The 12552-nt window shown below is 60.3% G+C and carries 13 protein-coding genes and 1 tRNA gene; 11 read left to right on the top strand and 3 right to left on the bottom strand.

The window, feature by feature from the left end; genetic code table 11:
* Positions 1 to 15: 15 nt before the first annotated feature.
* The 7 genes from ssb to RH950_RS12875 all read left to right on the top strand — a co-directional run bounded on the left by ssb (position 16) and on the right by RH950_RS12875 (position 6114).
* Complete coding sequence (gene ssb / locus RH950_RS12905; protein WP_350057360.1) at positions 16 to 546, top strand: single-stranded DNA-binding protein; 531 nt, start codon at positions 16 to 18, stop codon at positions 544 to 546.
* A gap of 42 nt (positions 547 to 588) precedes the next feature.
* Positions 589 to 1416, top strand: coding sequence for a class I SAM-dependent methyltransferase (locus RH950_RS12900; RefSeq protein ID WP_350057358.1), 828 nt, complete (start codon positions 589 to 591; stop codon positions 1414 to 1416).
* A 160-nt stretch (positions 1417 to 1576) separates the two neighbouring features.
* Positions 1577 to 4330, top strand: a complete 2754-nt coding sequence (gyrA, locus tag RH950_RS12895) for a DNA gyrase subunit A (protein WP_350057356.1) — start codon at positions 1577 to 1579, stop codon at positions 4328 to 4330.
* A gap of 15 nt (positions 4331 to 4345) precedes the next feature.
* Positions 4346 to 4852 (top strand): pantetheine-phosphate adenylyltransferase, encoded by a 507-nt coding sequence (gene coaD / locus RH950_RS12890; protein ID WP_350057354.1) that lies wholly within the window; start codon positions 4346 to 4348, stop codon positions 4850 to 4852.
* A gap of 71 nt (positions 4853 to 4923) precedes the next feature.
* A tRNA-Lys gene (locus tag RH950_RS12885) sits at positions 4924 to 4999 on the top strand.
* A 433-nt stretch (positions 5000 to 5432) separates the two neighbouring features.
* A complete protein-coding gene (locus tag RH950_RS12880; RefSeq protein ID WP_350057352.1) occupies positions 5433 to 5783 on the top strand; it encodes a hypothetical protein in 351 nt (116 codons plus the stop codon).
* A 97-nt stretch (positions 5784 to 5880) separates the two neighbouring features.
* Positions 5881 to 6114 (top strand): hypothetical protein, encoded by a 234-nt coding sequence (locus RH950_RS12875; RefSeq protein ID WP_350057350.1) that lies wholly within the window; start codon positions 5881 to 5883, stop codon positions 6112 to 6114.
* Here the strand turns inward: RH950_RS12875 and RH950_RS12870 are convergent.
* Positions 6111 to 7304 (bottom strand): aminotransferase class V-fold PLP-dependent enzyme, encoded by a 1194-nt coding sequence (locus RH950_RS12870; RefSeq protein ID WP_350057348.1) that lies wholly within the window; start codon positions 7302 to 7304, stop codon positions 6111 to 6113. The two genes, RH950_RS12875 and RH950_RS12870, sit on opposite strands and share 4 nt — an antisense overlap.
* A gap of 59 nt (positions 7305 to 7363) precedes the next feature.
* Here RH950_RS12870 and RH950_RS12865 point away from each other — a divergent pair, with 59 nt between their 5' ends.
* The 3 genes from RH950_RS12865 to RH950_RS12855 all read left to right on the top strand — a co-directional run bounded on the left by RH950_RS12865 (position 7364) and on the right by RH950_RS12855 (position 9511).
* Entirely contained in the window at positions 7364 to 8236 is an 873-nt protein-coding gene (locus tag RH950_RS12865; RefSeq protein ID WP_350057346.1) for an alpha/beta fold hydrolase, read from the top strand.
* A gap of 74 nt (positions 8237 to 8310) precedes the next feature.
* Positions 8311 to 9039 carry a DUF502 domain-containing protein gene (locus RH950_RS12860; RefSeq protein WP_350057344.1) on the top strand — a complete coding sequence of 243 codons (729 nt, stop codon included), beginning with the start codon at positions 8311 to 8313 and terminating at the stop codon, positions 9037 to 9039.
* Between the two features lie 76 nt (positions 9040 to 9115).
* Positions 9116 to 9511, top strand: a complete 396-nt coding sequence (locus RH950_RS12855) for a RidA family protein (RefSeq protein ID WP_350057342.1) — start codon at positions 9116 to 9118, stop codon at positions 9509 to 9511.
* A 30-nt stretch (positions 9512 to 9541) separates the two neighbouring features.
* Here the strand turns inward: RH950_RS12855 and RH950_RS12850 are convergent, their stop codons facing one another.
* Together RH950_RS12850 and recG are read right to left on the bottom strand one after the other, a co-directional pair.
* Positions 9542 to 9940 (bottom strand): GFA family protein, encoded by a 399-nt coding sequence (locus RH950_RS12850; RefSeq protein WP_350057340.1) that lies wholly within the window; start codon positions 9938 to 9940, stop codon positions 9542 to 9544.
* Positions 9941 to 10037: 97 nt separating this feature from the next.
* Entirely contained in the window at positions 10038 to 12119 is a 2082-nt protein-coding gene (gene recG, locus RH950_RS12845) for an ATP-dependent DNA helicase RecG (protein WP_350057338.1), read from the bottom strand.
* Positions 12120 to 12241: 122 nt separating this feature from the next.
* Here recG and RH950_RS12840 point away from each other — a divergent pair, with 122 nt between their 5' ends.
* Positions 12242 to 12502, top strand: a complete 261-nt coding sequence (locus RH950_RS12840; protein WP_350057336.1) for an FAD assembly factor SdhE — start codon at positions 12242 to 12244, stop codon at positions 12500 to 12502.
* The last annotated feature ends 50 nt before the right edge of the window (positions 12503 to 12552 follow it).

Below are 12552 nucleotides of genomic sequence, written 5' to 3'. Positions count from 1 at the left end.
AGTGGAAATAGAACCATGGCAGGCAGCGTCAATAAGGTCATCCTTGTCGGCAATCTCGGGCGCGAACCGGACATCCGGACCATGCAGGACGGCAACAAGGTCGTGAACCTGTCGGTCGCGACCTCGGAATCCTGGCGTGACCGCAACAGCGGCGAGCGCAAGGAAAGAACCGAGTGGCACCGGGTGGTGATCTTCAACGAGAATCTGGCGAAGGTGGCGGAGCAATATCTGCGCAAGGGCTCGAAGGTCTATGTCGAGGGCCAATTGCAGACCCGCAAATGGACCGACCAGTCCGGCGTCGAGAAATACAGCACCGAAGTCGTGCTGCAGCGTTTCCGGGGTGAGCTGCAGATGCTCGATGGCCGCAATGACGGCGGCGGCGGACAAGGCGGTGGCGGCCAGGGAGGCGGCTACGGCGGCGACGATGGCTACAATCAGGGCGGCGGTTACGGCGGCGGCTCTGGCGGTGGTAGCCAGGGCGGAGGAGGCGGTGGCCCCGCTCCGGTCGGCGGCCCGGGCGATCTCGACGACGAGATTCCGTTCTAGGCTGCGTTTCTGCCATCGTGCATACCGGCAGGGTCAGATGACATGGACGAGTTTCAGGCCGCCAATCGACGGAAATGGAACGAGTTGGCGGAAGTCCACTACACCTCCGCCAACAGTGCCTATGGCATCGATGACTTTCTGAACGGCCCGGAAGGCACACGCGACTTGCACAAGACGGAACTGGAAGAGCTCGGTTCCGTCGAAGGCCTCGATATCCTGCATCTGCAATGCCATTTCGGCATGGACACCCTGCTGCTGGCCCGCAAGGGAGCGAATAGCGTCACGGGCCTCGATTTCTCACCTGTGGCCATTGCGCAGGCCCGGGAGCTGGCGGAACGGGCCGGTATCGAGGCAAGCTTCATCGAAGGCAACGTCTATGATGCGCCGAAGCTGATCCAGGCCACCTATGACCTGGTCTATGTCACCTGGGGAACGATTTGCTGGTTACCCGATATTGACGCATGGGCGCGAGTCGTGGCGCACTTCGTGAAACCGGGCGGCCGATTCTATTTCCTCGACCAGCATCCGGTCGTGCTGAGCTTCGACGATTACGCTCCCGCGCCACACGCACCGGTCTACGATTATTTTCACAAACCCGAGCCTCTGCCTTTCGAAACCAGCGATTCCTATGCGGACGGATCCGCCGTCTTGCAGACCAAACGCAGCTACGAATGGACCCACCCGGTGGGGGAGGTCGTCACCGCCCTGATCGACGCCGGGCTTCGGCTTGAGTACCTGCACGAGTTCGATACGGTGGCCTGGAAAGCACTGGCGTTCATGGAGCCGTGCGAGGGTGGTTTGTACCGTTTGCCCGAAGGGATGCCGCGACTTCCTTTGAGTTATTCAATATCAGCGCGTAAACCTCTGTAATAATGGAATAATCCAGCTCGAAAAAAACGCTGTAAAGATTGTTCCTTCGTTACCGTTCTGTTATAAATTCAGGGACTTCTGAAGGTCCTGGCGGAGGGCCGACGATCAACCAGGTGCCCCCGCCCACGACAGGGACACAACCAACCGGAAATCGCTTGAATTGACCTCATCCGAATCCTCCTCGTTCGACATTTCGCCTGTCTCAATCGAAGACGAAATGAAGCGCTCCTATCTCGATTACGCGATGAGCGTGATCGTCTCGCGGGCGCTCCCCGATGTGCGTGACGGCCTGAAGCCGGTTCACCGCCGGATTCTCTATGCCATGAAGGAGGGTGGTTACGACTGGACCAAGCCCTACCGCAAGTCGGCGAATATCGTCGGTGCCGTCATGGGGCAGTATCACCCGCACGGCGACAGCGCGATCTACGACGCCATGGTCCGTATGGCGCAGGAATTCTCCATGCGCCTGCCGCTGGTCGACGGCCAGGGCAACTTCGGCTCGATGGACGGCGATCCGGCCGCGGCCATGCGATATACGGAAGCGCGCCTCGCGAAATCCGCCGAAGGCCTGCTCCGTGACATCGACAAGGATACGGTCGATTACATCGCCAACTATGACGAGACGACCACAGAACCCAGTGTCCTGCCTGCCGAATATCCGAATCTTCTGGTGAACGGCGCCGGGGGTATCGCCGTCGGCATGGCCACGAACATCCCGCCGCATAATCTGGGCGAAGTGATTGATGCCTGCTGCGCCTATGTGGACAATCCGGGCATCACCATCGATGAGCTGATCGAGATCGTACCGGGTCCGGATTTCCCGACCGGGGCCATGGTTCTTGGCAAGAACGGCATCCGCGACGCCTATCATACCGGGCGCGGCTCCGTGATGATGCGATCCAAGGCGGAAATCCAGGAAATCCGTAAGGACCGCCACGCCATCGTGGTCAACGAAATTCCCTATCAGGTGAACAAATCCCGCCTGATGGAGCGTATCGCCGAACTCGTGCGCGAGAAAACCATCGAGGGCATTGCCGAGCTGCGCGACGAGAGCGACCGGGACGGCGTCCGCGTCGTCGTCGAGCTCAAGCGCGATGCGGTACCGGATGTGGTGCTGAGCCAGCTCTATCGTTTCACACCGCTGCAGACCAGCTTCGGCGTCAACATGCTGGCGCTGAATGGCGGCAAGCCGGAACAGATGAACCTGCGCGACGTGATTGTCGCCTTCATTGCCTTCCGCGAGGTGGTGATTACCCGCCGGACCCGATTCCTGCTGCGCAAGGCGCGGGACCGGGCACATGTCTTGGCAGGTCTGCTGGTCGCCGTGAACAATATCGACGAGGTGATCCGGGTGATCCGGGGCTCCCGCGATGCGGGGGATGCCCGTGCAAAACTGATGGGGCGGGACTGGCCGGCGGAGGATGTCGAGGAATTCATCGGCATCATCGACGATCCGGGACACAAGGTCGTGGACGGCAAGTATCGCCTATCCGACGCCCAGGTACGGGCCATTCTGGAGCTGCGCCTGCAGCGCCTGACCGGAATGGAGCGCGAGAAGCTCATTGAGGAGACCAATGAGCTTGCCGGCAAGATCGCCGGTTACCTGGAAATCCTGCAGTCACGCACGCGCATGATGGAAGTGCTGCGCGCCGAACTGGTGGCGGCGAAGGAAGCCTACGCCACACCGCGCCGGACCGAACTCGTCGATGCCGAGTTCGAGCACGACATGGAAGACCTGATCCAGCGCGAGGACATGGTCGTTACGGTCAGTCATAACGGCTATATCAAGCGCGTGCCGCTTTCGACCTATCGTGCGCAGAAGCGTGGCGGCAAGGGCCGCTCCGGCATGGCCACGCGGGACGAGGATTTTGTCAGCCGGCTGTTCGTTGCCAACACCCACACGCCGATCCTGTTCTTCACCTCGCGCGGCATGGTCTACCAGATGAAGACCTACCGTCTGCCGATCGGCACGCCGCAATCCCGCGGCAAGGCGCTGGTGAACCTGCTGCCGCTGGAACAGGGCGAATGGATCCAGACCATCATGCCGATGCCGGCGGAAGAGGAAGAATGGGCGGGCATGCACATCATGTTCGCGACCTCTGCCGGTACCGTGCGCCGGAATGCGTTGTCCGACTTCACCAATATCAAGCGCAACGGCAAGATCGCCATGCGCCTGGATGAAAACGATCGTCTGATCAATGTGCAGCCCTGCATGGAGGAGGACGATGTCTTCCTGACCACACGGCACGGCAAGGCAATCCGCTTCCGGGCAACCGACGTCCGGCTGTTCCGGGGACGCGATTCGCTCGGTGTCCGCGGTATCAGGCTGGCGAAGGACGATCAGGTCGTTTCCATGTCGATCCTGCACCATGTCGATTATCAGGACATCCCGGGCTCCGACGAGCTGGAGCGCGACGTTTACCTGAAGCTCGCCGGGCAATTGCGCCGGGCGACGGGCGAGGGCGACGAGGAGACCGACAGCGCCTCGACCGGCTCCCTGACGCCGGAGCGATTCGCGCTCCTTGGCGCCGAGGAGGAATTTATCCTCACTGTCACCGAAAGCGGGCTCGGCAAGCGTACCTCGGCCCACGAATACCGGATCACCAACCGGGGCGGCCAGGGCATTGCCAATATGGAGCTCACCAAGCGCAGCGGCGGTGTCGTCGCAGCGTTCCCGGTGGCGGACAACGATCAGATCATGCTCGTGACTGACAGCGGACAGGTGATTCGCTGTGCGGTCGGTGAAATCAGCATCACTGGGCGAAGAACCCAGGGTGTGTGGATCTTCCGCGTCGATGAAGATGAAAAAGTCGTATCCGTGGGCCTGGCCGGCGAGGAAAACGGAGACGATGTGGAAGGCGAGGGTGAAGTCGACACGGACGAAGGCGGCAACGGAGATACCGCCGAGAGCTGACGGGGATATGGAAGCATGAGAATTGGGGTTTATCCGGGAACGTTCGACCCTATTACGAACGGGCACCTGGACATCATTCGGCGCGGCAGCAAACAGGTCGACAAACTGATCGTCGCCGTTGCCCGCAATGCGGGAAAGGGGCCGCTCTTCAGCCTCGATGAACGGGTTGAGATGGTGCAGGACGAGATCGACAAACTGAACGCTGCCTTCAAGGATGACGACGTTCATGGCGAGATTGTCGTCACGTCCTTCGGCAACCTGTTGATGCATTTTGTCGAACAGAACGGCGCGTCCACGATCATTCGAGGATTGCGCGCGGTCTCGGATTTCGAATACGAATTCCAGATGGTCGGCATGAATGCACGGCTCAACGCCGATGTCGAAACGGTGTTTCTCATGGCATCTGACCGGAACCAGTTCATTTCATCGCGTCTGGTCAAGGAGATCGCGAATATGGGCGGGGCCATCGATCAGTTCGTGCCTCAGCGTGTGGTTACCCGGGTCGAGGACAAGTTCCAGTAAGCGGACAAAAAATTTTCCGGAAGAGGTTGACCGGACCGCGCTGTTTGCATAGGTTCCGGCTTCCTTTCGGGGGGCGCGTAGCTCAGCTGGTAGAGCATCTGACTTTTAATCAGACGGTCACAGGTTCGAACCCTGTCGCGCTCACCAATCCTCGAACAGAAGAAGACCAGCAATGTTCGTTTCGGCACCATGGGGCCGGATCCCGATGACGTGTCGCCTTGATCGTCACGGGAATGCTGCTCTGCGCCTTCGACGCGGTCATGTCTCGTCGGTACGGGCTGTCAGACCAATGACAGCTGACAGGTGTTTGACCTTTTCCGCCAAAGACACAATACAAAAAAGGGAATTCTCAACCGCTGCAATTCCTTTCCCTTTTCGATTTGGGGCGCGGCAAGACCGGAACCCTCACTTTTCAGATTAATTTTCTATGATTTTCCGTTCTTTTTGCGATCAATGCTTCGTGTTCGCTGAAATTTCTGCATGGTTATTTTTTGTCGTTCCCTTTCCTCCCATATATTAGAATAACTTTGACATCAGAAGGCGCCGCAGCGGCGCTCCAGACAAGCAAGGGCTAAAAAGCGTGGGGCTTTTCGACTTCCTCAGTGTCAGGGCTGGTTCAAAGAACAAGAAAGGACCAAGCCGGCCGACCAAGGCTCAGGGCATCAAGAGCGTCAAGGCCAAGGGCAAGCTTGAGTCTTGCGGTATCGTGAAGATCGACAGCTTCACGTTCGTCGTAAAGGACTACAATCTCAAGGGATTTATCATTGAACCCTACGACAAGGATGTGCTGGTGAAGAGCCAGCGGTTCCGATTCGAGATTGATGTCTCAAAAGGCAATCACAAGATGAAAGGCCCCGCAGAAGCTGTTGTCACCAAGGTCACCAACAACGCTCTTGCAGCCGCCTTTACCATCAAGCCGTTTGATCATTAGAGAATAGAGACCCTGTTTCTGATATATTTTCGACCGTCTCGTTGGATGGATTTTTTGCACACATGCAGGAACTCATCGGCCGACAGGGAGTGCCGTCGTGGATGAACGCAAGAAACTGCTCCTCTTGATGCGGGAGATCAGAAAGAAGATTGACCCGCGGATCCTTGAACGGGCGCGTGAGGCCGCGCTTACCCAGGTGGGCGAGCAGCCAACCCCGCCTCAGGACAACGAAGCGTCCCGGCTGTTCAAGCTGGCCCGCGCCGACAATGGCGCCCGCAAGAGCGAGGTCCTCTCTTATCTTGAGAAAAAATTCCGCGGCAAGCTGAACTAGCGCCTCTCCGCCGACAGCCTGCCGATTACCTCGGCGAGACGTTCATATTCCCCGATATCGTTATAGATCTGTGCCGAAATCCGGCACCAGAGGCCGCCAGCCATGGCCCGTATGGGGACCTGGACCCGATGTTCATCGACCAGACGCGCCCGCAGTTCGTTCGCATCCTGCTGGCTCGTTCCAAGGCCGTCAGGCAAACGCACGGTCGCCAGTGATCCAGTCAGGGCCGGCCCGGCACCCCGCTCCGTCCTCCATGCGGCGGACAGAAGGTCTGCGGCCTGGTTGGCGAGGGCGATATTGTGCTCGCGGATGTTTTCTGCTCCATGCGCATCGATGAAGGTCAACGCCGCGGGCAAGGCCAGCTGGGCAGACGCATCCCTGGTCCCGACCCAGTCGAACTCATCGATATAACCATCAGAATAGCCGTGAGAAATCACCAATGGATGGGTCTTCTCCCGATGTTCCGGCGCGGTCCACAGAAAGGCGCAGCCTTTCGCGGCGAACATCCATTTGTGGCAGTTGCCCGTGTACCAGTCGCAGTCGAGTGCGGCGATGTCGAGCGCCAGCATGCCCGGCGCATGTGCGCCGTCGATCAACACGAGCGCGCCGGCCTTTCGTGCCGCCTTCGCCATTTCCCGCACGGGCAGAACGAGCGCCGTCGGCGATGTCACATGGTCGAGGATAACCAGTGCCGGTGCCGGGGTGAGGGCGGCCTTGAACCGGTCGAGGATGTCGTCCGGGTCCAGCGCCGGAACAGGCAGGGACAGCGCCCGTACCGTGGCACCGCAGCGGGACGCCACATAATCCGCGGTATTGCGCACGGCCGGATAGGTCTGATCCGTCACCAGAATTTCGGCCCCGGGCGCGAGATCGAGCCCGCGCAGCACCGCGTTCACGGCGCCGGTCGCGTTTTCGACCATGGCAATGCCGTCTGCATCGGCACCGATACGCGGGGCAAGGGCCGCGGCGGCGGCGCGCAGGCCGGGTCGGAACTCCCGGTCCATGAACCGGCTCGGCTCCCGCTCCAGACGGTCCTGCCAGACCCGTTGGGCGGCCAGCACGGCGACCGGCGTGGCGCCATAGGAGCCGTGGTTCAAGTGCGCATAGTCACGTTCCAGGGCAAAGGCGCCGCGAACAGCAGTGCCAAATGCCGGAATGTCATTATTGCCGCGAGGCGCGGGGACCTGCATGTTCCTCTCCACAGAATGAAAACAAAGAGTGCCACGGGCGGAAACGGGAGCGGAACAGAATGTTTGAGGGATTTGAGCGAAAACGCGTCACGACCTCGGGAACGGAGATCAACCTGGTGGTCGGCGGCAGCGGCCCCGGCCTGCTCTTGCTGCACGGCTATCCGCAGACCCATGTTATCTGGCACAAGGTGGCGCCTCTCCTGGCGCAGCATTTCACCGTGGTTGTCCCCGATCTGCGCGGTTACGGCGATAGCGGGAAACCCGCGACTGACGCGGCGCATAGACCCTATTCCAAGCGTGAAATGGCGCTGGACCAGGCGGAGGTCATGTCCGCGCTCGGGATCGAGACCTTCGCCGTGGTCGGACATGATCGCGGCGCCCGGGTCGGGCATCGGCTGGCCCGGGATCACCGGGACCGGGTAACCAAACTCTGCACACTCGATATCTGCCCGACCCTGGACATGTACGAGACGACGGACATGGCGTTCGCGTCGGCCTATTATCACTGGTTCTTCCTGATTCAGCCGGCCGATTATCCCGAACGCATGATCGGTCAGGACCCGGCATTCTACCTCGAGAAAAAGCTGAAATTCCTGGCTGACGGGAACGCCATCACGCCCGAGGCCATGGCCGAGTACCAGCGTTGCTTCGCCATGCCGGAAACAATCCATGCGAGCTGCGAGGATTACCGGGCCGCTGCCACCATTGATCTGGAGCATGACCGGGCGGACCGGGATCGGCCGCTCGACATTCCGATTCTCGCCCTCTGGGGAGAGAAAGGCATCATCGGCCGGCTTTATGAGCCGCTGACCGTATGGCAACGCTACACAACCGGCCCGGTGAGCGGCGGCGCGGTGGCCTCGGGGCACTATATTCCGGAAGAGGCGCCGGACCGCCTGATGGCGGAATTGACCGGCTTTCTGGCAGATTAGGTGAACCGTTTGCGTCGCCGCATTCCGTCCCTATATGGTCAGGTTTGAAGCATTAGCATCAGGCGGCATTTCACATGACCAAGGACAAGACCCCCGGCGTTGCCCGGCCAACAGTTTTCGGCCGTCTGCGAACCTATATGTTTGCCGGTATCCTGGTGACCACTCCGATCGGCATCACGCTTTACCTGACCTGGGTGATCATTCATTTCATCGACAATCAGGTGATGCCGTTGATCCCGCGGCAGTATAATCCTGAAAACTTCCTTCCGTTCTCGGTCCCCGGCATCGGCCTGATCGTCATGCTGGTCACCCTGACCCTGATCGGCTGGCTGACGGCCGGCTTTCTCGGCCGCTGGATGATCCGCTTCAGTGAACACCTGCTGGCCCGCATGCCGGTGGTGCGCAATGTGTACAGCGCCATCAAGCAGATCATGGAAACTGTGATGGCACAGCAGTCGAACGCCTTCCGGGAAGTGGTGCTGATCGAATATCCGCGCCGCGGAATCTGGGCTGTCGGTTTCCTCACGGGCGGGACCGTCGGCGAAGTGCAGCACGCGACCGACGACACCATGGTGAACGTGTTCCTGCCGACCACACCTAATCCGACCTCCGGCTTCCTGCTGTTCCTGCCAAACCGTGATGTCTACAGGCTCTCCATGACCGTGGAGGAGGGTATCAAGATGGTGATCTCGGCCGGGATCGTCACACCGCCGGACCGCCGTCCGAAAGAAGAGCAAGCCAGACCTGTGATCCATGTCGAGAATGCACAGGAGGAAACAAACAGAATGGAAACAACGGGATAGAAGGTGATGTTCATCACGTTTTTGCAAGGAACTGCCCGAACTAACCATCCGAATCTCTGAATTCTACAGGATCAAAATGCAGCGTAGACTTGTTTCATCAGGGTCTTATCTCGAGCCGCAAATCGGTTTCAGCAGAGCCGTCCGGGTCGGCGATTTCATTTCTGTCGCCGGAACAGCACCGATCGGAACCGACGGCAAAACCGACGTGGTTGGGGATGTTTACAGGCAGACTGTGCGGTGCCTCGAAATCGTCCGCACCGCCCTAGAAGACGCAGGCGGGTCGATAGAGGACGTCGTCCGGACGCGCATCATGCTGACCGACGCAAAAACCTGGGAAGAGGCGGCCCGGGCACACGGGGAAGTCTTCAAGGACATTCGCCCGGCGACCACCGTTATGGAAGTGTCTGGGTTTGTCGACCCGGACTGGCTCGTTGAGATCGAAGCCGAAGCGATCTGCACGCCGAAGGGCTAGTTCCCGATCATTTAAATGATGTCCGTCATCTTATTCGGATGGCGGATGTCCTTCGAATTGAGGCGCATCGTCGCCGATCTGAAACCAGCTTGGTTTATCGGACACGAACTCGTGGAACTGGTTCGAAAGCCCGAACTCGCGATCGAGCGCATTCGCGGCAATCGGAAAGCTGTCTTCTTCGGAAAGGATCTCTCCAAGAGACGTGCCGCAGATCTCGCAAAAACAGCGGCCGTATTTATAAGGCGGGTTTGGCTGATAGAGCGCCACATGCTCCTTGCCTTGCAGCCAAACCAGATCTTCCTTCTTGGTAAAAACGATCGTGCTGGCACCGGATTTGCGGCAGCGGGAACAATGGCACGTACCCATCATTGACGGTTTGGACGCGAGTTCGAACTTCACAGCGCCGCAACAACAACTTCCTTTGATCATATGACAAACGTTCTCTGATGGATGTTAGATAATTGTGAGAACATTATGAGAACACGCAACAGAGCGCAATGAGAAATCTTGAGTGTTTTTTTGCGCCCTATCCTCCGCGCAGATACCGGATCGCCGCATCCCGTTCGAAAAGATAGAGCAACACGCGGAGCGCTGCGCCGCGTTCTCCCTTGAGGTCCGGGTCATTCGTCAGCACCAGGCGCGCATCGTCGCGCGCAGCGGCAAGCAAATCGCTGTGCACCGCAAGGTCGGCCAGCCGGAAGGTCGGCAGGCCGCTCTGTCTGGTGCCCAGAATTTCCCCGGCGCCGCGCAGCTTCAGATCCTCCTCCGCAATACGGAACCCGTCCTCGGTATCGCGCATCACGGCAAGCCGGGCCCGGCCGGTCTCCGAAATCGGCGAACCGAAGAGCAGCAGGCAGGTTGACGCCGCTCTGCCCCGGCCGACCCGGCCGCGCAGCTGGTGAAGTTGCGCCAGACCGAAGCGCTCCGCATGCTCGATCACGATCACGGTCGCAGCCGGGACATCGACTCCGACCTCAATCACCGTGGTGGCGACCAGGATATCCAGCGGACCGTTCTTGAAACGGTCCATCACGGCGTCTTTTTCCGCAGCCTTCATCTTGCCGTGAACCAGGCCGACGCGATCCGGATAAAGCCGGCTCAGGTGCTGGAAACGCTCTTCAGCGGCGGCAACGTCAATTTTTTCGGACTCCTCCACCAGGGGACAGACCCAGTAGGCCTTGTCGCCGGATGCCGCTTTACGGCCAACGGCCTCGGCAACTTCCGCGAGGCGATTGAGCGGGATGGTCCTGGTATCGATCGGCTGCCGCCCCGGCGGCTTCTCCGTGAGCCGCGAGACATCGAGATCGCCATAGGCCGTCATGGTCAGCGTGCGCGGGATCGGTGTCGCCGTCATCACCAATGTATCCACGGCGAGTCCCTTTTCGCCGAGACTCATGCGCTGATGCACGCCGAAACGGTGTTGCTCATCGATAACAGCGAGCGCCAGATCCTTGAAGGCGACGCTTTCCTGAAACAGGGAATGCGTGCCGACGGCGATATCGACCGCCCCTTCGGCGATCTCGGCCACAAGCTTATCCCGTGCTTTGCCCTTGTCCCGGCCGGTCAGGACGGCGATCCGCACACCGGCCGCCTCGGCCAGCGGCTGCATGGACGCGAAATGCTGCCGAGCCAGGATCTCGGTCGGGGCCATCAGGGCCGCCTGCGCGCCGCATTCGACTGCATTCAGCATGGCCAGCAGGGCAACGACGGTCTTGCCGCTGCCGACATCGCCCTGGATCATCCGCAGCATCCGCTCCGGCGCCGCCATGTCCCGGTAAATATCGGTGAGTGCCGTGGCCTGCGCCCCGGTCAGCGTGAAGGGCAGGGCTGCCTCAGCTTTCCGGCGCAATTGCCCGCCGCCGCTCAGCGCCCGGCCTTTCTGCCGCTTCTGGTGGGCCCGAACCAGGGCCAGTGCCAGCTGGTTCGCCAGCAGCTCGTCATAGGCGAGACGGCGGCGCGGCTGGGCGTGCGGGTCGATATCGTCCAGGGAGCCGGGCGCGTGCGCCGCCAGCAGAGCCTCGCGCCATGCCGGGAACTGCTGCACGGCGATATAGGGCTTGTTGCCCCATTCCGGCAGTTCCGGGACCCCGGCCAGGCTGGCGGCGATGGCCTTGCGCAAGGTCTTCTGGGTCAGGCCACCGGTCAGCGGATAGGTCGGCTCCACCTGCATGATGCTCTGGGCATCCGCTTCGGGAACCATGTGATCGGGGTGGGTCATCTGCGCCCGGCCGTTGAAATGCTCGACTTTCCCGCTGACGGCGCAGCGGGCGCCGACCGGCAGCATCTGCATCACATAGTCCGGCTTCGCATTGAAGAAGACGATATCCAGCTGCCCGCTCTCGTCCTCGGCCAGTACCCGGTAGGGCTGCTTGCGGCTGCGTCCCGGCCGGTGCTCGACCACGGTGACGATCAGGGTGGCAATCACATCGTCGGGCGCCTCGGCGATCCGGGGATTGAAGCGCCGGTCGATGATCCCGCTCGGCAGATGCCAGAGCAGATCCACGACCGATTTCCCGGCCAGCGTCTCCAGCAGTTTCGCGATACGCGGACCGACGCCGGGAAGGCGGGTGGTATCGGCAAACAGGGAATAGAGAATTTCCGGTCGCAAATTACTCGCCGATGCTATTAAGGGCGCGGCTCGCGGCCGCCGGCCGCTGTGCCGAGGGCTGACATGCCAAGAGTTCGATTTATATCCTAGCGCAACGCGTTGACAAACAAGGAGTGCGCCGCATGACCAGTCTTGATGCAAGACGGAAAAAGCTGATCTATCGCAGCGCCTATACCGGGACCAAGGAAACCGATCTGCTGCTGGGCGCCTTTGCCCGCGCCTCGATCGCGGATCTTGATGAAGAGGGGCTCGACACGTATGAAGCCCTGCTCGAAATCCCCGATCCGCGACTCTACAAGTGGATCACCGGCCAGGAAGAAGCGCCGAAAGAATACGAAACGCCCATCCTCGCCATGATCCGCAACTTCAAACTCATAGATTAGTCTTTTGATTTACAAGAAACCCGTTCTTGAAGGCGCTGGCCGCGCTGCAT

The organism is Nisaea sp. (assembly GCF_040217065.1).
Classification (GTDB): Bacteria; Pseudomonadota; Alphaproteobacteria; order Thalassobaculales; family Thalassobaculaceae; genus Nisaea.
This window is presented reverse-complemented; position numbering and strand designations above follow the sequence as displayed.

What these genes read in the sequence shown, in the direction of transcription:
- RH950_RS12870 (WP_350057348.1), bottom strand. Translation starts at nt 7,304, where the DNA reads ATGCAGGTCCCCGCGCCTCGCGGCAATAATGACATTCCGGCATTTGGC.
- RH950_RS12900 (WP_350057358.1), top strand. Translation starts at nt 589, where the DNA reads ATGGACGAGTTTCAGGCCGCCAATCGACGGAAATGGAACGAGTTGGCG.
- coaD (WP_350057354.1), top strand. Translation starts at nt 4,346, where the DNA reads ATGAGAATTGGGGTTTATCCGGGAACGTTCGACCCTATTACGAACGGG.
- RH950_RS12840 (WP_350057336.1), top strand. Translation starts at nt 12,242, where the DNA reads ATGACCAGTCTTGATGCAAGACGGAAAAAGCTGATCTATCGCAGCGCC.
- RH950_RS12865 (WP_350057346.1), top strand. Translation starts at nt 7,364, where the DNA reads ATGTTTGAGGGATTTGAGCGAAAACGCGTCACGACCTCGGGAACGGAG.
- ssb (WP_350057360.1), top strand. Translation starts at nt 16, where the DNA reads ATGGCAGGCAGCGTCAATAAGGTCATCCTTGTCGGCAATCTCGGGCGC.
- RH950_RS12850 (WP_350057340.1), bottom strand. Translation starts at nt 9,940, where the DNA reads ATGATCAAAGGAAGTTGTTGTTGCGGCGCTGTGAAGTTCGAACTCGCG.
- RH950_RS12855 (WP_350057342.1), top strand. Translation starts at nt 9,116, where the DNA reads ATGCAGCGTAGACTTGTTTCATCAGGGTCTTATCTCGAGCCGCAAATC.
- RH950_RS12860 (WP_350057344.1), top strand. Translation starts at nt 8,311, where the DNA reads ATGACCAAGGACAAGACCCCCGGCGTTGCCCGGCCAACAGTTTTCGGC.